Origin of the sequence: Streptomyces sp. NBC_00094 (assembly GCF_026343125.1) — a bacterium.
Classification (GTDB): Bacteria; Actinomycetota; Actinomycetes; order Streptomycetales; family Streptomycetaceae; genus Streptomyces.
The window spans coordinates 1,118,687-1,138,570 of record NZ_JAPEMB010000001.1 but is presented as its reverse complement, the minus strand read 5'-3'; the positions used below and the strand labels follow the sequence as shown (position 1 = coordinate 1,138,570).

Below are 19,884 nucleotides of genomic sequence, written 5' to 3'. Positions count from 1 at the left end.
ACGCATAGTGCGATCAGGGCGCGGACGCAGCCGGGCCGGGCCCGCACCCCGTGCCGAGGAGCAGCCGCGTGTCCGACGAACCGTCACCCGACCCCGCCGTCCCGGCGGAACCGGCGCGAGCCGCCTCCACCCCGCTCCGACGGCGCGGCCCGCGGTTCTCCCGGCGGGCGTTGCTGCTCGCCCTCGCCGGTGGCGCCGTCCTCGCCGCCGCCTCGCCCGCCGTGGCCCGCGCGCGGATCCGACGGGCGGCCCCGCCCGTCGGGCGGGTCGACGCGCTCCTCGGGCGGCTCACCCTCGACGAGAAGGTCTCCCTCCTCCACGGGGCCGCCGACCCCGCGCGCCTCGGCCAGGCCGGGTACGTTCCCGGCGTACCCCGGCTTGGCATCCCGGCGCTCCGGCTCGCCGACGGGCCCGCGGGGATCCGGGTCCGGCGCACCGCGACCGCGCTGCCCGCGCCCGTCATGCTCGCCGCCGCCTTCGACCCCGGACTCGCCCGCGCCTACGGGCGGGTCATCGGCCGCGAGGGCCGCGCCCTCGGCCAGGACGTGCTGCTCTCGCCGATGGCCAACCTCATCCGCACCCCTTACGCGGGACGGAACTTCGAGACCTTCTCCGAGGACCCGCTCCTCACCGCCGACCTCGTCGCCGAGGAGATCCGCGGCATCCAGGCCGAGGGCCTCGTCGCCACCGTCAAGCACTTCGCCCTCGGCAACCAGGAACGCGACCGCACCACGGTCGACGTCCGCGCCTCCGAGCAGACCCTGCACGAGACCGAGCTGCGCGCCTTCGAGGCCGCCGTGGCCGCCGGGGCCGGTGCCGTCATGGCCGCGTACAACAAGGTCGACGGCGTCCACGCCGCCGAGAACGCGACCCTGCTCACCGGGATCCTGCGGGACCGCTGGGGCTTCGACGGCTGGGTCATGAGCGACTGGGACGCCGTCCACACGACCGGCCCCGCCCTCGCCGCGGGACTCGACATGGAGATGCCCGGCGGCTCCCGCTACGGCGCCGCCCTCCGGGACGCGGTCCGCGCGGGCCGGATCGACGAGGCCGCGGTCGACCGATCCGTATGCCGGATCCTCTCCGTACGGGAACGCTTCGGGCTCCTCGACGAGACGTCGGCGCCTCGTCCGGCCAGGGACGCCGCCTCCGGTGCCCGGCTCGCCCTGCGGGTCGCCCTCGCCGGGGCGACGCTCCTGCGCAACGAGGACGGGGCCCTCCCGCTCACCGCCCCCGCCGCCCGGTCGCTCGCCGTCGTCGGGCCGACCGCCGCCGTGCCCTTCGTCAGCGGCGGCGGCAGCGCCCATGTCGTCCCCGATGCCGCCGCCGGTCCCCTGGAGGCGATCCGGGGCAGGGCGGGGGAGGGCGGCGGTTCCGTGGCGTACGCCGTCGGCGAGGAGCTGTTCGGGCGGCCGCTGCCCCCGCTGTCGCCCGCCGTCGACCTGGAGGGCGTCGGCGTCGCCGCCGGTGCCACCTGGACCCGTACCCTCACGCTCACCGCCACCGATCCCGACGAGTGGACCTTTCTCGTCCACTACAGCGGCGCCCGGCCCACCGTCACCCTCGACGGCACCGAACTCTTCCCCGTCGCCCAGGGCGTCGCCGAGTACTTCGCCGGCGGCCTCCTCGGCCGGGCACCCGACGGGCTCCACGTCCGCCGCACCACCCGGAGCCTCGCCGCAGGACCGCACGAACTGACCGTCACCGCCCACGGCGGACCCGTCGGACAGCTCTTCCGGCTCCGCGCGGTCACCGGAGCGACCCGGGCCGCCGACGTCGCCGAGGCCGTACGCGTCGCGCGCGCCGCGCACAGCGTCGTGCTCTTCGCGTACGAGGACGCCACCGAGGGCCGGGACCGGGCGAGCCTCGCCCTCCCCGGCCACCAGGAGGCCCTCATCGAGGCGGTGACGGCGGCCAACTCCCGTACCACCGTCGTCCTCAACACCTCGTCGGCCGTCACCATGCCGTGGCTGGAACGGACCGCAGCCGTGCTCCAGATGTACTACCCCGGGCAGGAGGGCGCGGCCGCGACCGCCGCCGTCCTCTTCGGCGACGCCGACCCCGGCGGACGTCTCACCCAGACCTTCCCGGCCGCCGAGGACCGCCACCCCACGGCGGGGAACCCGCGCCGCTACCCGGGCGAGGGCGGCGTGGAGGAGTACGGCGAGGGCGTCCACGTCGGCCACCGCTGGTACGCGGCACAGGGCGTCACCCCGCTGTTCCCCTTCGGGCACGGCCTCTCGTACACGACCTTCCGGTACGAGGACCTGACCGTCGCCCCGGGAGGCGAGGACGGTACGGGAGGGCTCGACGTCACCTTCACCGTCCGCAACACCGGACGCCGGGCCGGCGTCGAGGTCGCCCAGGTCTACCTCGGGCCCTCCCCGGACCTGACCGCCCTCGGCGTCGACCAGCCGCGCTCCGCCCTCGCCGGCTACCGCCGACTGGAGCTCGCCGCCGGCGAACGGCGCCGGGTGACCGTCCACGTCACGGCCCGCACCCTGTCCTCCTGGGACACCGCTCGGCACGACTGGGGCCTCGGCACCGGCCGCCGGACCGTCCGCGTCGGCGCCTCCTCCGCCGACCCCGGCCTCACCCTCGGAGTCGAGGTCGGCCCCTCCTGACCGGGTAGGCTGCCCCGGCGTGCCCGACGCGGTGCACGCCGGGCGGCCGACACGGGAGGAACCGCGTTGCACGTGCAGGAATGGCTGGAGACGATTCCGGCGGTCGCGATCTACGCACTGGTGGGCGTGGTGATCGGGCTGGAGAGCCTGGGCATCCCGCTGCCCGGCGAGATCGTGCTCGTCAGCTCCGCGCTGCTCGCCTCGCAGCACGGCGACATCAACCCGTACGTGCTCGGTGCCTGTGCCACCGCCGGCGCGATCATCGGCGACTCGATCGGTTACGCCATCGGCCGCAGGGGCGGCCGGCCCCTGCTCGCCTGGCTGGGGAAGAAGTTCCCGAAGCACTTCAGCGAGGCCAACGTCGCGCTGGCCGAGCGCTCGTTCCAGAAGTGGGGCATGTGGGCGGTCTTCTTCGGCCGCTTCATCGCCCTGCTGCGCATCTTCGCCGGGCCGCTCGCGGGCGTCCTGCACATGCCGTACTGGAAGTTCCTCATCGCCAACGTCTTCGGCGGCATCCTGTGGGCCGGTGGCACCACGGCCGTCATCTACTCGGTCGGCGTCGTCGCCGAGGCCTGGCTGAAGCGCTTCTCCTGGCTCGGTCTCGTCCTCGCCGTGCTGATCGGCGTCGGCTCGATGCTGATCATCAAGAACCGCGCCAAGAAGGCGGCGGCGGAGCGGCAGGACGCCGTGGAGCCGGAGCCGGAGCCGGCGAAGGTCGTCGTCGCGGAGTGAGACACCTCGTGTGTAGGAGGGCGGCACCCGTGCGGGTGCCGCCCTCCTACACGTACGGACCGGTCCGCTCGGTCTCTTCAGTCCGCTTGCTCCGTCTGCTCCGTCTGCTCCGCTCAGTCCGCGAAGGCCTCGGCGTGGCCCTTGGCCAGCAGCAGGTACATCTCCGCGTTCAGCTTGATCCCCGCCTTCTCCTCCTCCGTCAGCGGGCGGCGCACCTTCGCCGGTACGCCCGCGACCAGCGAGCCCGGCGGGATCTCCATGCCCTGCGGGACGAGCGCCTGGGCGGCGACGAGCGAGCCCGCGCCGATCCGGGCCCCGTTGAGCACCGTCGCTCCCATGCCCACGAGGACGTCGTCCTCGATCACGCAGCCGTGCACGGTCGCGTTGTGGCCGACGGTCACCCGCGCTCCGATCGAGACGGGGAAGCCGGGGTCGACGTGGACCGTCGTGTTGTCCTGGATGTTGGCGTCCTCGCCGATCACGATGGGACCGCAGTCCGCGCGCAGTACCGCGTGGTACCAGACGCTGGCCCGGGCGCCGAGCGTGACCTCGCCCAGCACCACGGAGGTCGGGGCCGTGAACGCGGTCGGGTCGATCTGCGGCTCCTTGCCGCCCACACCCTTGATCAACGCCTCTGCCATGGTTCGCTCCTGATCGTCAGCCGTCGTGTCACGCCCGGGGGAGGCCCCCGGCCGCACCTTATGCCGTGCCCATGACGGACATCACAGCGCACCGCGGTGATCAGGTACGACGTCGCCGACTACCGTGGCCGGGTGCCCAGGAACAGAAACACGTTCTCTTCTCTCGCCGCCTGGCGGCGCCGGGTCGTCGCCGGTGCCGTGCAGGGCGCCTGGCGCTGGGCGCAGCAGGCCGGTTCCGTCACCGCCGAGCACCCGGGTCGGCTGCGATTCCGCCGGCTCGGCGCCGGCACCCGGCTGGCGTTCCCGCAGGGCACGGTCTTCGGCGAGCAGTGGATCGAGATCGGCGAGTGCTGCATCATCGCCGAGCAGGTCACGCTGACGGCGGGGATGCTGCCGGACCTCGACCTGGGCACGGAGACCGTCCTGACCCTCGGGGACGGGGTGGTCCTCGGCCGCGGCAGCCACGTCATCGCCGACACGACGGTGACCATCGGCTCGGACACGTACTGCGGTCCGTACGTCTACATCACCTCGACCAACCACAGTTACGACGACCCCGACGAGCCCATCGGCCGCCAGTGGCCCCGCTCGGAACCGGTCTCGATCGGCCCCGGCTGCTGGCTCGGCACGGGGGCGGTGATCCTGCCCGGCGCGCGGATCGGCCGGAACGTGGTCGTCGCGGCGGGCGCGGTCGTACGCGGCGAGGTCCCGGACCACTCGGTCGTGGCGGGCGCCCCGGCCAGGGTCGTCCGCAGCTGGGACGCGGAGAAGGGCTGGCAGCCGCCGCTGCGGACCCCGGCCCCCAAGCCGATCCCGGAGGACGTGACGCCGGAGCAGCTCGCCGCGCTGGCCGCCTGGGAGACCGAGCAGGCGAGCGCGTCCTCCTAGGGGGTGTCTTGCCGATCAGGCCGCGGCCAGGAGGACCGTGCCGCCCAGGGCGAGGACCGCGCCGGCCGCCTGGATCGCGCGGAGGCGTTCCTTGAGGACCGCGAAGGCCGCGAGGGCGGTGACGACGGGGTAGAGGCTCGCGAGGACCGCGGCGAGGGCGACGGGGCCCTGCTGTGCGGCGATCGCGTACGTACCGTTGGCGGCGACGTCCGCGAGGCCCACGAAGGCCAGGGCCGGGAGGGCCGCGCGGATGACCTGGGGGCCGCCCTCGGGCAGGGCCCGGCCGCCGCGCCTGACCGATGCGTACAGGGCTCCGCCGCCGACCAGGACGTTGGTGACGCGCTGGACGAACAGGGCCAGGAACAGGCCGGTGACGGTCGTCGAGGCCTCGGCGATGAACGCCATGACCGCGCCGAAGCCGACGGCCGCGATCAGGGTCAGGAGCACGGCCTGGCGCTGGACGGGCGCGCCGCGCAGTTCGGGGCCGCCCGCGAGGACCACGCCGAGGATCGCGACCACGATCCCGGCGACCTGCCACAGCCCGGGAAGCTCGCCGGTGAGCAGGCCGACCGAGAGGGGGACGACCACGCTGAGCGAGCCGAGCGGGGAGACCACGCCCATCGGTCCGAGGGCGAGCGCCTTGTAGAAGGCGAGCATCGCCACCGGGCCGACGACGCCCGCCCCGACCGCGTACCAGAGCTCGGGCCCCGCCTCGGTCCAGGCTCCGGTCGCGAGGACGACGGCGCCGAGGACGAGGACCGCGAGGGCCTGGGAGACCACGACGACCGTGAGGGCGGGGATCCGGCGGGTGAGCAGTCCGCCGCCGAAGTCGGCGAGGCCCCACAGGACGCTGGTGGCCAGGGCGAACAAGGCGGTCATGGATCCTCGCAGTCGCGTCGGACGGGACGCAGTACAGTGCAGTGAACGATCGGGTACAGCTCACCGTAGTTCACTCTATTGAACTCTGTCATCCAAAATATTGGACGGAATGTGTCGGACCTCGACCAGCTCACGCAGTCGCTCGCCCGGAACCTGAAGCGCTGGCGCAAGGAGCGGGGATTCACCCTGGACGCGCTCGCCGCACGGGCGGGGGTCAGCCGGGGAATGATCATCCAGATCGAGCAGGCCCGGACGAACCCCAGCGTCGGCACCACGGTGAAGCTGGCCGACGCCCTGGGCGTCTCCATCACGACCCTCCTCGACTACGAGCAGGGCCCCCAGGTCAGGCTCGTCCCGCCCGACCAGGCCGTCCGCATGTGGTCCACCTCCACCGGCAGCCACACCACCCTGCTCGTCGGCACCGAGGCCCGCGGCCCGCTGGAGCTGTGGTCCTGGACCCTCATGCCGGGCGACGGCTCCGCGTCAGACCCGCACCCGGACGGCACGACCGAGCTTCTGAACGTCTCCGCCGGTGTCCTCACCCTGGTCGTGGACGACGTGGAGCACCGGCTTCCGGCCGGCACCTCCGCGGTCTTCGAGGCCAACGTGGCGCACGCCTACCGCAACGACGGGGACGAACCGGTCGAGATGACGATGGCCGTCTCCATCCCGCCCGCGCGCTGAGCCGTCGCGTCCGTCGCGTCCGTCGCGTCCGTCCTTCCGACCGACCGACGGGCTGGGCGGCCGGTCGGTCGGTCGCACGTCAGCCGAGGCGCGGGATCTCGATCGCGGGGCAGCGGTCCATGACCATGTCCAGGCCCGCCCCGCGGGTCCGGGCGAACGCGGCCTCGTCGATCACGTCCAGCTGGAACCAGACCGCCTTGGCACCGATCGCGACGGCCTCGTCGGCGATCCCGCCCGCCTGCTCGCTGTTGACGAACACGTCCACGACGTCGACCGGGAACGGGATGTCGGCCAGCGAGGCGTACCCCTGCTCGCCGTGGACCGTCTCCGCCTTCGGGTGGACCGGGACGATCCGCTTCCCGAAGCGCTGGAGCACGCCCGCCACGCCGTACGCGGCCCGCGCCCGGTTGGAGGAGAGGCCCACCACCGCCCAGGTGTCGCCGGTGGACGTCAGGATCCGCCGTACCGTCTCCGCCGCGGAGTACGCGGCCGGTTCGGCCGGCTCCACCGACGCCGCCGGCTCCTCCGTCGGCTCGGTGGTCGTGGTGTCGACGCTCATCGCTTCTGCTGCCTCTCGTCGGATCGGCCCGTCCCCGTGGAGAACGAGCCGCGCCCCGCCGTGATTCCCGCCGGGACCCTCAGACCTCCCACGCGCGCCGTTCGGCCTCGCGCGGGGCCTCGACCACGGACGGGAGGCCCGGGCCGAACGTCATCACCGGGCGCGCAGGACCCCACGGACGCCACCCCGGGTCGCCGGTCTCGGCGAAGGCCACCCATGCCGCGTGCATCGCCGTGGCCAGGTCCTGAGGAGCGTCCGGCCCCGTCAGGGCGCGCGTCTCCGGCAGGTCGAGCGTGTCGAAGACGAAGCCGAGTTCGAGCGCGTGGCAGGCGCGGAGGCCGAGCACGGGCGAGCCCCAGCCGAACTCGTACAGATACGTCGCGGCGGACCCGCCGGAGTTCAGCCGGGCGTCCGCGAGCATGTTCAGCGGAATCCGCAGCAGCTTGTCCGCCGCGATCACGCCCAGGACCTCGCCCGGCTTCTCCTGCGGCCGGCCCTCTCGGTACACCTTCGCCACCCGGGGCGATATCCGCCCCTTCCGGAGCAGGAACCGCTGCGCCAGGGACCCCACCTTCTCGGTGTGCCCGCCCGGCACGAACCACAGCCGGTACTCGTCCGTGTTCGTGCCCATCAGCAGCTCCACGTCCGCCGAAGCGCCGTCCGCGAGCAGGTCCCCCGGATGGTCCGGCAGGACGTCGCCGTCCACGGCGATGTGGAAGGTGTGCCTGTTGAGCACGGGATTGCCCTTGCCCGTCACCGCGGTCTGCGCCGCGAGCAGCTGCTCCGGGTCGACACCGGCGAACGCCTCCGCCGTCGCCGGCACCTTGAGCCGCGCGGCGATCGCCTCCGTGGTCATCCGGGCGACGTCGATCGACCGGGCGATCGGCGCCCCGCTCTGGATCACGGCCCGCCGGAACAGGCCCTTCGCGAGCGGTGAGGCGAGCAGGGCGGCGATCGAGATCGCCCCGGCCGACTCGCCGAACACGGTGACCCGCTCCGGGTCCCCGCCGAAGGCCGCGATGTTCTCCCGTACCCAGGTCAGCGCGGCGATCTGGTCGCGCAGACCGAGATTGGTGGGCGCGTCGGGGAAGACCCCGAACCCTTCGATGCCGAGCCGGTAGTTGATCGAGACGAGGACGACGCCGTCCCGGGCGAAGGCGGTGCCGTCGTAGACGGGGACCGCCGAGGAGCCGTGGACCAGTGACCCGCCGTGGATCCAGACCATGACGGGGCGCCCGCCGTCGGCGGTGCCTCCGTCGCCCGGACCGTCCTTGCCGGGACCGTCCTCGCCGAGACCGGCGGCCGGCCAGGGAGCCCAGACGTTGAGGTTGAGGCAGTCGTCGCCCGCCACCTCGGGGTCGGGGAGCAGCGCGTCGAGCGGCGGGGCGTACGGGCGCTTGGGCGCCGTCGGCCCGAAGGCGGTGGCCTCCCGTATCCCTTCCCAGGCCTCCACCGGCTCCGGCGCGCGGAACCGCAGCGCCCCGACGGGCGCCTGTGCGTAGGGGATTCCGAGGAACGACGCCACACCGTCCTTCAGGGCGCCCCGCAGAACGCCGTGCCGTGTGCGGGCTCCGGGACCGTCCTGGACGTGTTCCGCGACGTACTCCGACATCGATTCACCTTTCCTGGGTCGACTTTCCTGGGTCGACGGTGACGCACCGTCCAGATCATGCGGCTCGGGCAGGGCTTCCGGTCAACCCCCCGACACCAACGCCCGCTTGAGCACCTTTCCGGTCGGGCCGAGCGGGAGCGCCTCCACGAAGCGCACGATCCGCGGGTACTTGTGCCGGCCGAGCCGCTCCCGCGACCACTTCACGAGCTCCTCCTCGGAGAGCGGGGCGGCGCCCTCCCGGCGTACCACCACGGCGCACACCTCCTCGCCCTTCGCGTCGTCGGGGACGCCGATCACCGCCACCTCCGAGACCCCGGGATGGCGCACGAGCACCTCCTCGACCTCGCGCGGGTAGATGTTGAAGCCGCCCCGGATGACCAGGTCCTTCTTCCGGTCCACGATCCGCAGGAAGCCGTCCTCGTCCAGGACGCCCAGGTCGCCCGTGCGGAACCAGCCGTCCACGACGGCCGCCTCCGTCGCCGCCGGGTCGTCGAGGTAGCCCGCGAAGACGTTGTGGCCCCGGACCACGACCTCGCCGACCTCGCCGTCCGCGAGCAGCAGGATCTCCCGCTCGACGGCCTCGTCCGCGATCCTCGTCTCCACGCCCCACACCGGGTGCCCGACCGTCCCGGGCCGGCGGCCGATGTGCGGCTGGTTGAAGGTGGCGACCGGTGAGGTCTCCGTCAGGCCGTACCCCTCCAGGACCTGGGTACGGAAGGCCTCCTCGAACCGCTCGAGGACGGCGACCGGCAGGGCCGCGCCGCCCGACACGGCGGCGCGCAGGGCCGTCGGGCGCCGGTCGGAGCCCGCGGCGGCCTCCACCAGCGCGTGGTACATCGTCGGCACCCCCATGAAGACCGTCACGCCCTCGTCGGCGAGCACCGCCAGGGCCGCGGGGCCGCTGAAACGGGGCATCAGGACGAGCGTCGCGCCCTGGCGCAGCGTCCCGTTCATGGCGCAGGTCTGGCCGTAGCTGTGGAAGAGCGGCAGACAGCCGAGGACCACGTCGCCCTCGCCGAGCCCGAGGAGGTCCTGCGAGGTCACGGAGGCGTTCATGACGATGTTGAGGTGGGTGAGGAGGGCGCCCCTGGGGCGGCCCGTCGTGCCGCTCGTGTAGAGGATCACCGCGACGTCCTGGGGATCGGCAGGCTCCGCCGAGGCGAGCGGCTCCGACGCCGTGGGCGCCCCCTGGAAGGCGCGCACGCCGGCCGCTCGCGCGGCCTCGTCGGCCACCGCCCAGAGCGGGCCGCCGCTCACGATGCCCGCCGCGCCGCTGTGCTCCAGGACGTACCGGACCTCGTCGGCGACGAGCAGCGCGTGCACCGGCACGACGGTCAGGCCGGCGGCCAGGGCGCCGTAGTACACGCGCAGGAACTCGGTGGTGTTCGGCAGCAGCACGGCCAGCCGGTCGCCCGGCTTCAGGCCCGCCTCCCGCAGTCCGGCCGCGCAGCGCAGCGCCTCCGTCCACAGCTCCCGGTAGGTCAGGCGGGCCGCGCCCTCGACGACCGCGATCCGGTCGGGGAAGTGGCGGGCGGACTCGCCCAGGACGTCGGCGACGCTCAGTGACATTTCACGCTCCAGGGATGCGGAGTCAACAGCGCTGTTGACGATCGGCTGACACGGCACAGAATCCGCCGCGGCGCCGTCCGGATGCCATGTGCAGGTGCCCACCATGTGCGGTACGGAGGTGGGCAGTGGCCCCCCTGCCGTGCGCGACCCGTGGCATTCGCCAAATCCCGGGGCTACGGTGCGAGCCATGACGCACAGCCCGGCCGCCCCTCGCCCCGGCGGCGAACCCCGCGCGACCGCCGCGCGCCCGGACCGCACCGACGGTGCCGTCCGCGCCGACGGTGCCGGGCGCACGCCCCGCCCCGCCGCCCCTCGCCCCGGCACCTCCTACCCCAGCGCCCCCCGCCCCGGCGGAGCCCATACGCTCCTCGGGTCCGACGCCGGTTCCGGGGCGCTCCGGCGCGCGCTCTCCACGGCGATGCTGGCCGACGTCGACCGGCTCACCGACCGCGCCGTCGACGACATCCGCGCCCACTCCGGTACGTACGCCTCCGACGCCCCCGTGACCCGCGACGACCTCTGGGAGATCTGCCGAGACAACCTCCTGCGCGCCCTGGAGGACTTCGGCGGCCTCGCCCCGACCGGCGGCGACTTCGAGCGGGCGGCCCGCGAGACCGGCCGCCGCCGCGCCGAGCAGGGCGTGCCCCTCGACACCGTCCTCCAGGCCTACCGGCGTGGCGGCCGGGTGCTGTGGCAGGTCATGGCCGAGCACCTCAGGGCCAGGGCCGGGCGGGAGGCCGACAGCAGGGACGTGGAGCTCGACATGGCCGGCGGCGTCTGGGAGACCATCGACCGCTACTCCGTCGCCATGGCCGACGAGTACCGGCTCGCCCAGCTGGAGCTCCAGAGCCGCCGGGACACCCGGCGCGTCGCCCTCTTCGAGGCGCTCCTCGACGGCCGCGCCGACGACCCCGCCGTCGCCTCGGCCGCGGCCGCCGCGCTCGGCGTCCCCGCGCACGACCGGTACGTCGTCGTGGTCGCCGCCCAGGACCCCGCCGCCCCGCCGCACCCGGCGCCCCTCCTGGAGGCCCGGGGGATGTGGTCGTTCTGGCGGCCCCGCTCCGGCCGGTACGTGGGGATCGTCCGGCTGCCCCGCCGTGACACGCCCGCCGGCCGGCCCGCAGCCGGTCCCCGCGGCTCCGCCGACCCGGCCGCGCGCGCCCTCCTGGACGCCCTGCGGGAGCTGACCGGCGCCACCGCCGGGATCTCCCCGGAGTTCGAACGGCTCTCCCAGGCCGGCCGCGCGCTCCGGCTCGCCGAGCAGACCCTCCGTACCCTCCCGGCGGGCAGCGGCGAGGCCGCCGTCTTCGACGACCGGCTCGCCGAGGTGCTCCTCGGCACCCGCGGCGACATCGCCGAGCGGATCGTCACCGTCCACCTCGGGCCGGTGCTGGCCACGGGCGGCGAGCGGGCCGCCCTCCTGACCACGCTCCGCGTATGGCTGGACCACGGCTGTTCGGCGGCGAGGGCCGCCGAACAGCTCTACTGCCACCGCAACACCGTCCTCAACCGCATCGGCCGCATCGCCGAGCTCACCGGCCGCTCCAGCGAGTCCGGCGAGGCCCGCCTCGGCTGGGCCCTGGCCCTGCGCGCGCTGCCCTACGCGGGCCTGGCCCCCGCCCCCGAACCGGCCGCCGGTGAGTACGAGGGGGACGGAACGTAGGCTGGCGGGATGCAGGAGCAGTACCGCACCCTCGCCCGCGAGGGTGTGCACGAGACCGAGATCAACCGCTCGCGCTTCCTCTGCGCGCTGGCACCCGTCGCCGACGAGCGGGAGGCGCAGGACTTCGTCGCGCGCATCCGCAAGGAGCACCCCACCGCCACGCACAACTGCTTCGCGTACGTCCTCGGCGCCGACGCCTCCGTCCAGAAGGCGAGCGACGACGGCGAGCCCGGCGGCACGGCGGGCGTGCCGATGCTCCAGATGCTCCTGCGCCGTGAGATGCGTTACGTCGCCGCCGTCGTCACCCGGTACTACGGCGGTGTGAAGCTCGGCGCGGGCGGCCTCATCCGCGCGTACGGCGGCGCCGTCGGCGAGGCGCTCGACGAGCTCGGCACGGTGACCCGGCAGCGCTTCCGGCTCGCCACCGTCACCGTCGACCACCAGCGGGCGGGGAAGCTGGAGAACGACCTGCGGGCGACCGGCCGTGCCGTACGGGACGTGCGGTACGCGGAGGCCGTCACGATCGAGATCGGCCTCCCGGACGCGGACGTCCCGGCCTTCCGCGCCTGGCTCGCCGACACCACGGCCGGCACGGCGGAGCTCGCACTCGGCGGAGAGGCGTACGGCGACGCCTGAGCCCGTTCGCCGGTCACGCCCCCGCGACCCGCGCTGCTCCTCGGTCCTCCGGTCCTCCGGTCCTCGGTCCTCGGTCCTCGGTCCTCGGGTTCTCCGGTTCTCCGGCGGGAATCCCGTACGGCCCCACCCATACATCCGCTCGGGATAGCGTGGAGGGCGCACACGAACGGGAACCGGCGGCGAGGAGCGGCACACATGCGGGGTGGGACGGCATCGTGAGGCTCCTGCACACCTCGGACTGGCACCTCGGCCGGTCCTTCCACCGTGTCGGGCTCCTCGACGCCCAGGCCGCCTTCCTCGACCACCTCGTGACGACCGTCCACACGCACCGGGTGGACGCCGTCCTCGTCTCCGGGGACGTCTACGACCGGGCCGTGCCGCCGCTGCCCGCCGTCGAGCTCTTCGACACCGCCCTCCACCGCCTCGCCGAGGCCGGGGTGCCGACCGTCATGATCTCCGGCAACCACGACTCGGCCCGCCGCCTCGGCGTCGGCGCGGGGCTCATCGAGCGCGCCGGCATCCACCTCCGTACCGACCCGGCAGGCATCGGAACCCCCGTCGTCCTCACCGACGCCCACGGCGACGTCGCCCTCTACGGTCTGCCCTACCTCGAACCCGCCCTCGTCCGGGAACAGCTCGGCGCCGCGAAGGGCGGCCACGAGGCCGTCCTCGCCGCCGCCATGGACCGCGTCCGCGCCGACCTCGCCGCGCGGCCCGCCGGCACCCGCTCCGTCGTCCTCGCCCACGCCTTCGTGGCGGGCGGCGCCCCCAGCGACAGTGAGCGGGACATCACCGTCGGCGGCGTCGCCGCCGTCCCCGCCGGGGTCTTCGACGGCGTCGACTACGTCGCGCTCGGCCACCTCCACGGCAGCCAGACCCTCACCCCCCGGGTGCGCTACTCCGGCTCCCCGCTCGCGTACTCCTTCTCCGAGACCGACCACCGCAAGACGATGTGGCTCGTCGATCTCGGCCCGTCGGCCGGCCCCGAGGGGACGGTCATCGGCGCGGAGCGCCTCGACTGCCCGGTCCCGCGCCCCCTCGCCCGGATCCGGGGACGGCTCGACGACCTGCTCGCCGACCCCGCCCTCACGCCCCATGAGCAGTCCTGGGTCGAGGCCACGCTCACCGATCCCGTACGGCCCGCCGAGCCCATGGCCCGGCTGGCCGAGCGGTTCCCGCACGCCCTGAACCTCGTCTTCGATCCCGAGCGGACCGACAGCGACTCCGGCGCCTCCTACGCCCAGCGGCTCCGGGACCGCACCGACCAGCAGATCGCGGAGGACTTCGTGGCCCACGTACGCGGCGGCGCGGGCCTCGACGGCCCGGAGCGGACGGTCCTGTACGGCGCCTTCGACGACGTACGGGTCGACGCGGCCGAGCGCGAGGTGGGCCGGTGAGGCTGCACCGCCTGGAGATCACCGCGTTCGGGCCCTTCGGCACCACGCAGACCGTCGACTTCGACACCCTGTCCTCCGCCGGACTCTTCCTCCTCCACGGACCGACCGGCGCGGGCAAGACCTCCGTCCTCGACGCGGTCTGCTTCGCCCTGTACGGCAGCGTGCCCGGCGTCCGCCAGAGCCCCGGCACCTCCCTGCGCAGCGACCACGCCCCCGTCGGCACGTACACCGAGGTCCTCCTCGAACTGACCGTGGGCGATCGGCGTGTCGAGATCACCCGCCGCCCCGCCCAGCAGCGGCCCAAGAAGCGCGGCGGCGGCTTCACCACCGAGAAGGCCCAGACCTGGCTGCGCGAATACGACCCGGCCACCGGCGAATGGGCCGGGCTCAGCCGCTCCCACCAGGAGATCGGCGAGGAGATCACCCAGCTCGTCGGCATGAGCCGCGAGCAGTTCTGCCAGGTCGTGCTCCTCCCGCAGGGCGACTTCGCGAAGTTCCTGCGCGCCGACGCCGAGGCCCGGGGCAAGCTCCTCGGCCGCCTCTTCGACACCCGACGCTTCGCCGCCGTCGAAGAGCGCCTCGCCGACCTCCGGCGCGCCGCCGAGCAGCAGGTACGGGACGGGGACGAGCGGCTCCTCACCCTCGCCCACCGCATGACACAGGCCGCCGGTGGACTCGAATCCGCCCGCACCCCCGTCGAGGGGCGGCCCGGCGACCCCGGCCTCGCCGAGTCCGTGCTGACCTGGGCCGCCGTCGCCCGTACGGAGGCCCGCGAGGCCCTCGACATCGCCGGCGTACGGTTCGGGGCGGCCGAGCGCGGGCAGGCCGCCGCGCGCGCCGCCCTCGACGCCGAGAAGGAGCTCGCGGTCCGGCAGGCCCGGCACGCCGACGCGCTCCGGCGCCGCGATCAGCTCACCGCCCGCGCCCCCGAGCGCGACCGGCACCAGGCCGCCCTCGACCGGTCCCTCAAGGCCGAGCGCGTCGCGCCCGCGCTCGGGCTGCGCCAGGACGCCGAGCGCGAGCACGCCTCCGCGTCCACGGCCCGCGCACGCTCCCGCGCCCTGCTGCCCCCGGACCTCGCCGACCAGGGCGCCGAACACCTCTCCGCGCTCGAACACCGGCTGCGCGGGGAGCTCGGCGGGCTCGACGCCGCCCGCCGCGCCGAGCGCCGGGCCGCCGCCGTCGCCGAGGAGCGCGCCGTGCTGGCGCGGGAGGCCAGGGCCGACGAGGACGCCCTCCGGGACGCGGCCGACTGGCTCGTGGACTGGGAGCCCCGCCGGGCCGCCCTCACCGAGCGCGTCCGGACCACGACGGACGCCGCGGCCCGCGCCGAGCACCTCGCCGGCCGTCTGGAGCCCGCCCGTCGCCGGCTCGCCGCGGCCCGTCGCCGCGACGGCCTTGAGCGGGACACCGCGGCCGCCGAGGCGCGGCTCACGGACGCCCGGGAGCGGCGGAACGCCGCCCATGAGACCTGGCTCGACGTCAAGTCCCGCCGCCTGCGGGGGATCGCGGCCGAACTCGCGGCCACCCTCACCGAGGGCGAGGCCTGCCAGGTCTGCGGCTCCACCGCTCACCCGGCCCCCGCCCGCGCCACCGCCGACCACGTCGACCGCGCCTCGGAGGACGCCGCCTACGAGGTCTACAGCCGTGCCGACGCCGCTCGTTCCGCCGTCGAGCGCGAGCTGGCCGTCACCCGGGAGGCCTTGTCCGCGGCCCGCGCGGAGGTCCTGACCGCCGCGGAGTCCGCGACCCGTACGGAGGCTGCGACCGGCACGGAGGCTGTGACCGGTACGGAGGCTGTGACCGGTACGGAACCCGCGACCCGTGCGGAGTCCGCGACCGGCGTGGAGGCCGTGACCCGTACGGAGTCCGCGACCGGCGGCGAACCCACCGTCGACGAACTCGCCCGCGAGGTCGAGGAGTTGACCCGGCTGCACGTCGATGCGCACGCGCTCGCCGGGCAGGCGCACGGCGCTCGGGAGGCGCTCGCGCGGGCCGAGCGGGAGTACGAGGAGCGGGTCGGCGCGCAGCGGGAGGCCGAGCGTCGCGTCGCCGCGCGTACGTCGCGACGGGAGGCGCTGGAGCGGGAGCACTTCGCTCTCGACGAGGAAGTCGCCCGTGGGCGAGGCGCGTTCGGAAGCGTCGCCGAGCACGCCACGCGCCTGGAGCGGAAGATCGCCGTCCTCGTCGAGGCCGCCGGGACCGTACGCTCCGCCGAACTCGCCGCCCAGCGGCTCAAGGAGGCCGACGACCGGCTCGCCGACGCCGCCTACCGCGCGGGTTTCGCCACCCCGGCCGAGGCCCGTGCCGCGCTTCTCGACGAGGCCGACCGCCGCGCCTTCCAGCAGCGGGTGGACGCCTGGCAGGCAGAGGCGGCGGCCGTCGCCGACCGCCTCGACGAGCCCGGCACCGCCGCTGCCGCCGCTCTCCCGCCCGCCGACCCGGCGGCCGCCGAGGCCGTCCACACGGCGGCGGACCGCGGGCTCCGGCAGGCCGCGTCCGCCCTGGCGGCGGCCCGCGAGCGGGGGAGCGAGCTGACCGGTCTCTCCCGGCAGGCCGGCACCGAGGTCCGCCGGCTCGGACCGCTCCGCGAGGAGTACGACCGGGTGGCCCGGCTCGCCGCGCTCACCGCGGGCACCTCCGCCGAGAACGAGCGCCGGATGCGCCTGGAGTCGTACGTCCTGGCCGCCCGGCTGGAACAGGTCGCCGCCGCCGCGACCGCCCGCCTGCAGGCCATGTCCTCCGGCCGCTACACCCTCGTCCACTCCGACGCGCGCTCCGGCGGCAAGCGGGCCGGCCTCGGGCTGCACGTGGTCGACGCCTGGACCGGCAACGAGCGCGACACCGCCACGCTCTCCGGCGGCGAGACCTTCTTCGCCTCCCTCGCGCTCGCCCTCGGCCTCGCGGACGTCGTCACCGACGAGGCGGGCGGGGTCCGGCTCGACACCCTCTTCATCGACGAGGGCTTCGGCAGCCTCGACGAGCAGACGCTCGACGACGTGCTCGACGTCCTCGACTCGCTGCGCGAGCGTGACCGCAGCGTCGGCATCGTGAGCCACGTCGGCGATCTGCGCCGCCGCATCCCCGCCCAGCTGGAGGTCGTCAAGGCACGGCACGGCTCGGCGGTCACACTGCGCACCGGCGGGGACGCGCTCGGCGGCTGACCGAACCGCCGGCGGTTCGGCGGCGGCGGCCCGGCGCGGGCGGGCTCAGCGGCTGAGGGAGCGGCGGGGCAGCGGTGACGAGTAGACGACGCTGGTGGTGACCGCGCCGAGCGTGGAGATCTTCCCGGTGATCTCCTCCAGGTGCTTCATCGAGCGCGCGGCGACCTTGAGGACGAAGCAGTCGTCGCCCGTCACGTGGTGGGCCTCCAGGACCTCCGGCGTGGAGGCGATGAGGTCGTGGAACGGCTTGTAGTTGCCGTGGGGGTAGCGCAGCCGTACGAAGGCGAGGATGGGGAGCCCCAGCCGGTCCTGGTCGACGATCGCCGTGTACCCGGCGATGACCCCCGTGTCCTCCAGGCGCCGCACCCGCTCGGTCACCGCGGACGGCGACATCGACACGGCACGGGCCAGCTCGGCGAAGCTGGACCGGCCCTCGGACTGGAGGGCTTCGAGAATGCGCCAGTCGGTGGCGTCCGGGGTGTAAGCACTGGTCATGTACGAGGGATAGCAGGGGAATCCCCGGCTGATCAAGAGATCGGCCGGGGATCCGGGTGATCGCGAGGGCCGGTCAGAGGCGGGAGATCTCGTCGACCAGGTCGTCGAGACCCAGCGGGCCCTGCGAGAGCGCCGCCATGTGCCAGGCCTTCGCGTCGAACGCGTCGCCGTGCGCGGCCCGTGCGTTGGCCCGCCCGAGCAGCCAGGCGCGCTCGCCCAGCTTGTAGCCGATCGCCTGGCCCGGCATCGAGAGGTAGCGGGTCATCTCGCTCTCCACGAAGGCCGGCGGGCGGCTGCTGTGCAGCTGGAAGAACTCCTGCGCGAGCTCCGGTGTCCACCGCTCGCCCGGGTGGAACGGCGCGTCCGCAGGGATCTCCAGACCCAGGTGCATGCCGATGTCCACGATCACCCGGCACGCGCGCATCATCTGGCCGTCGAGGTAGCCGAGGCGCCGCTCCGCGTCGGGCAGGAAGCCGAGTTCGTCCATCAGGCGCTCGGCGTACAGCGCCCATCCCTCCATGTTGGCGCTCACCTTCCCGATGGTCGCCTGGTAGCGGGAGAGCCGGTCGGCGACGTGCACCCACTGCGCGATCTGGAGGTGGTGGCCGGGCACGCCCTCGTGGTACCAGGTCGACACCAGGTCGTACACCGGGAAGCGGGTCTGGCCGTCCACCGGCAGCCAGGTGCGGCCGGGGCGCGTGAAGTCCTCGGACGGGCCGGTGTAGTACGGCGCGGCGGCGCCGCCGGGCGGGGCGATCCGGGACTCCACCCGCCGTACGCGGTCGGCGAGTTCGAAGTGGGTGCCGTCGAGGGCCGTGACGGCCTCGTCCATGAGGCCCTGGAGCCAGACCCGGACCTCCTCCACACCCTCGATGTGCGTGCCGTGCTCGTCGAGGTGGGCGAGCGCCTCCCAGGGGTCCGCCCCGGGCAGGATCCGCTCGGCCTCGCTCCGCATCTCGCCGAGCAGCCGGTGGTACTCGGACCAGCCGTACGTGTACGCCTGGTCGAGGTCCAGGTCGGTGCCGTTGAAGTAGCGGGTCCAGCGCTGGTAGCGCTCACGGCCCACGGTGTTCGGCGCGTCCGCGACGGCCGGGGCGTACACGTCCCGCATCCAGTCCCGCAGGGCCACGACCGCTTCGGTGGTGCCCCGCGCGGCCGCCGCGAGCTCGGTGCGGAGCTCCTCGGGCAGGGTGTCGGGGCCGGCGGCGGCGAACTCCTCGAACCAGCCGGGCTTCCCGCTCTCCCCGCCCGCCCACTCGGTGAGCTGGTCGATGAAGGTCGCGGTGGGGCGCGGCCCGGCGAGGAGCTTGCGTTCCAGGCCGAGGGCGAGCGCGGACCGGTAGCCCTCCAGGGCGCCGGGGACGGCCCGCAGCCGGGAGGCGACCGCCGTCCAGTCCTCCGGGGTCTCCGTCGGCATCATCGTGAAGACGATGCGCACGCTGTGCGCGGGCGACCGCATGTTGCTGACCGCGCAGAGCCCCTCCTCGGCCTCGTGCACGGCGAGTTCGGCCGTGAGGCGCTCCCGCAGCAGCCGGGCACACCGCCGCTCGGCTTCGGCCTCGGCGCCGGGGACCCGCTCCGCCGCGTCGAGGGCGGCGAGCGTTCGGCGGGCGAGGTCGGCCACGGCCTGCTGCCCGGCGGGCGAGAAGTCGGGCAGGCCACCGGCGCTCTCCTTGACTCCCAGGTACGTACCGGTGATCGGGTCGAGGGCGATGAGTGCGTCGACGTGGGCGTCGGCGACCTGGCGAGGCAGCGAGCTGCTGGAAGTCTCTGGCATGGGCACATCCTGGCCTCTCGGGCGGGCCCCCGTCACCCTCGTCCGGGCTCAGTCGGCTGACAAGGAGGGGCCCGGGGAAGGCGGCAGGAGGGGGCCGCACTCCCACTCCTGGAAGATCAGCCGGGTCTCGACCCGGGCCACCTCGCGGCGTGAGGTGAACTCGTCGAGGACGAGTCGTTGCAGGTCAGCGGGGTCCGAGACGGCCACGTGGACCAGGTAGTCGTCGGGGCCCGTGAGATGGAAGAGCGCCCGGGACTCGGGGAGGGCCCGGATCCGGTCGACGAACGGACCGATCAGTTCCCGCCGGTGGGGTCGCACCTGCACGAGGAGAAGGGCTTCGAGCCCGCGGCCGAGTTTGGCCGGATCCAGTCGCAGCTGGTGACCCAGGATCACCCCGGTGCGACGGAGCCGGGCCACCCGGTCCAGGCAGGTCGAGGGTGCCACGCCGACCTCGGCGGCGAGCTCGCGGTAAGTGGTCCGGGCGTCGTTCTGCAGGAGGCGAAGAATGTGCAGATCGACCGCGTCCAGTACGACAGATTCGGCCATTCGCCGAACGTAGCACGG

At 74.4% G+C, this 19,884-nt stretch carries 16 protein-coding genes; 8 read left to right on the top strand and 8 right to left on the bottom strand.

The genetic code is table 11. The features are described 5' to 3' along the window. Window positions 1-68 precede the first annotated feature (68 nt). Window positions 69-2,624, top strand: coding sequence for a beta-glucosidase (locus OG580_RS04740; RefSeq protein ID WP_267042379.1), 2,556 nt, complete (start codon window positions 69-71; stop codon window positions 2,622-2,624). 66 nt (window positions 2,625-2,690) lie between these two features. Then, the gene (locus OG580_RS04735; protein ID WP_267042378.1) at window positions 2,691-3,356 is read left to right on the top strand and encodes a DedA family protein; all 666 of its coding nucleotides are present in this window, start codon (window positions 2,691-2,693) and stop codon (window positions 3,354-3,356) included. Between the two features lie 113 nt (window positions 3,357-3,469). Here OG580_RS04735 and OG580_RS04730 read toward each other — a convergent pair whose 3' ends face one another. After that, complete coding sequence (locus OG580_RS04730; RefSeq protein WP_267042377.1) at window positions 3,470-3,997, bottom strand: gamma carbonic anhydrase family protein; 528 nt, start codon at window positions 3,995-3,997, stop codon at window positions 3,470-3,472. A 132-nt stretch (window positions 3,998-4,129) separates the two neighbouring features. On the opposite strand from OG580_RS04730, the gene OG580_RS04725 reads away from it, so the two are divergent. Next, complete coding sequence (locus OG580_RS04725) at window positions 4,130-4,885, top strand: acyltransferase (RefSeq protein WP_267042376.1); 756 nt, start codon at window positions 4,130-4,132, stop codon at window positions 4,883-4,885. A 15-nt stretch (window positions 4,886-4,900) separates the two neighbouring features. On the opposite strand, the gene OG580_RS04720 is transcribed toward OG580_RS04725, so the two are convergent. Further along, entirely contained in the window at window positions 4,901-5,764 is an 864-nt protein-coding gene (locus OG580_RS04720; protein ID WP_267042375.1) for a DMT family transporter, read from the bottom strand. Window positions 5,765-5,875: 111 nt separating this feature from the next. Here OG580_RS04720 and OG580_RS04715 point away from each other — a divergent pair, with 111 nt between their 5' ends. Then, a complete protein-coding gene (locus OG580_RS04715) occupies window positions 5,876-6,448 on the top strand; it encodes a helix-turn-helix domain-containing protein (protein ID WP_267042374.1) in 573 nt (190 codons plus the stop codon). A gap of 79 nt (window positions 6,449-6,527) precedes the next feature. Here the strand turns inward: OG580_RS04715 and OG580_RS04710 are convergent, their stop codons facing one another. The 3 genes from OG580_RS04710 to OG580_RS04700 all read right to left on the bottom strand — a co-directional run bounded on the left by OG580_RS04710 (window position 6,528) and on the right by OG580_RS04700 (window position 10,188). Next, on the bottom strand, window positions 6,528-7,007 hold the full coding sequence (locus OG580_RS04710; RefSeq protein ID WP_267042373.1) for a CoA-binding protein: 480 nt from the start codon (window positions 7,005-7,007) through the stop codon (window positions 6,528-6,530). A 79-nt stretch (window positions 7,008-7,086) separates the two neighbouring features. Further along, on the bottom strand, window positions 7,087-8,619 hold the full coding sequence (locus tag OG580_RS04705) for a carboxylesterase/lipase family protein (RefSeq protein ID WP_267042372.1): 1,533 nt from the start codon (window positions 8,617-8,619) through the stop codon (window positions 7,087-7,089). Between the two features lie 81 nt (window positions 8,620-8,700). Then, window positions 8,701-10,188 carry a long-chain fatty acid--CoA ligase gene (locus tag OG580_RS04700; RefSeq protein ID WP_267042371.1) on the bottom strand — a complete coding sequence of 496 codons (1,488 nt, stop codon included), beginning with the start codon at window positions 10,186-10,188 and terminating at the stop codon, window positions 8,701-8,703. 187 nt (window positions 10,189-10,375) lie between these two features. Here OG580_RS04700 and OG580_RS04695 point away from each other — a divergent pair, with 187 nt between their 5' ends. From OG580_RS04695 to OG580_RS04680, 4 genes are all read left to right on the top strand, one after another. Then, on the top strand, window positions 10,376-11,851 hold the full coding sequence (locus OG580_RS04695) for a CdaR family transcriptional regulator (RefSeq protein WP_267042370.1): 1,476 nt from the start codon (window positions 10,376-10,378) through the stop codon (window positions 11,849-11,851). 9 nt (window positions 11,852-11,860) lie between these two features. Next, window positions 11,861-12,487 (top strand): YigZ family protein, encoded by a 627-nt coding sequence (locus OG580_RS04690; protein ID WP_267042369.1) that lies wholly within the window; start codon window positions 11,861-11,863, stop codon window positions 12,485-12,487. Window positions 12,488-12,702: 215 nt separating this feature from the next. Beyond that, window positions 12,703-13,884, top strand: a complete 1,182-nt coding sequence (locus tag OG580_RS04685; RefSeq protein ID WP_267042368.1) for an exonuclease SbcCD subunit D — start codon at window positions 12,703-12,705, stop codon at window positions 13,882-13,884. Further along, entirely contained in the window at window positions 13,881-17,048 is a 3,168-nt protein-coding gene (locus OG580_RS04680) for an SMC family ATPase (RefSeq protein ID WP_267042367.1), read from the top strand. The genes OG580_RS04685 and OG580_RS04680 overlap by 4 nt, the downstream gene beginning before the upstream one ends. Before the next feature lie 45 nt (window positions 17,049-17,093). On the opposite strand, the gene OG580_RS04675 is transcribed toward OG580_RS04680, so the two are convergent. The 3 genes from OG580_RS04675 to OG580_RS04665 all read right to left on the bottom strand — a co-directional run bounded on the left by OG580_RS04675 (window position 17,094) and on the right by OG580_RS04665 (window position 19,866). Continuing rightward, window positions 17,094-17,543 carry an Lrp/AsnC family transcriptional regulator gene (locus tag OG580_RS04675; protein WP_267042366.1) on the bottom strand — a complete coding sequence of 150 codons (450 nt, stop codon included), beginning with the start codon at window positions 17,541-17,543 and terminating at the stop codon, window positions 17,094-17,096. A gap of 73 nt (window positions 17,544-17,616) precedes the next feature. Beyond that, window positions 17,617-19,320 (bottom strand): DUF885 domain-containing protein, encoded by a 1,704-nt coding sequence (locus OG580_RS04670; protein ID WP_267042365.1) that lies wholly within the window; start codon window positions 19,318-19,320, stop codon window positions 17,617-17,619. Between the two features lie 48 nt (window positions 19,321-19,368). Then, entirely contained in the window at window positions 19,369-19,866 is a 498-nt protein-coding gene (locus tag OG580_RS04665; protein WP_267042364.1) for an Lrp/AsnC family transcriptional regulator, read from the bottom strand. Between the last annotated feature and the right edge of the window lie 18 nt (window positions 19,867-19,884).

What these genes read in the sequence shown, in the direction of transcription:
- OG580_RS04710 (WP_267042373.1), bottom strand. Translation starts at nt 7,007, where the DNA reads ATGAGCGTCGACACCACGACCACCGAGCCGACGGAGGAGCCGGCGGCG.
- OG580_RS04690 (WP_267042369.1), top strand. Translation starts at nt 11,861, where the DNA reads ATGCAGGAGCAGTACCGCACCCTCGCCCGCGAGGGTGTGCACGAGACC.
- OG580_RS04670 (WP_267042365.1), bottom strand. Translation starts at nt 19,320, where the DNA reads ATGCCAGAGACTTCCAGCAGCTCGCTGCCTCGCCAGGTCGCCGACGCC.
- OG580_RS04700 (WP_267042371.1), bottom strand. Translation starts at nt 10,188, where the DNA reads ATGTCACTGAGCGTCGCCGACGTCCTGGGCGAGTCCGCCCGCCACTTC.
- OG580_RS04665 (WP_267042364.1), bottom strand. Translation starts at nt 19,866, where the DNA reads ATGGCCGAATCTGTCGTACTGGACGCGGTCGATCTGCACATTCTTCGC.
- OG580_RS04720 (WP_267042375.1), bottom strand. Translation starts at nt 5,764, where the DNA reads ATGACCGCCTTGTTCGCCCTGGCCACCAGCGTCCTGTGGGGCCTCGCC.
- OG580_RS04730 (WP_267042377.1), bottom strand. Translation starts at nt 3,997, where the DNA reads ATGGCAGAGGCGTTGATCAAGGGTGTGGGCGGCAAGGAGCCGCAGATC.
- OG580_RS04705 (WP_267042372.1), bottom strand. Translation starts at nt 8,619, where the DNA reads ATGTCGGAGTACGTCGCGGAACACGTCCAGGACGGTCCCGGAGCCCGC.
- OG580_RS04675 (WP_267042366.1), bottom strand. Translation starts at nt 17,543, where the DNA reads ATGACCAGTGCTTACACCCCGGACGCCACCGACTGGCGCATTCTCGAA.
- OG580_RS04695 (WP_267042370.1), top strand. Translation starts at nt 10,376, where the DNA reads ATGACGCACAGCCCGGCCGCCCCTCGCCCCGGCGGCGAACCCCGCGCG.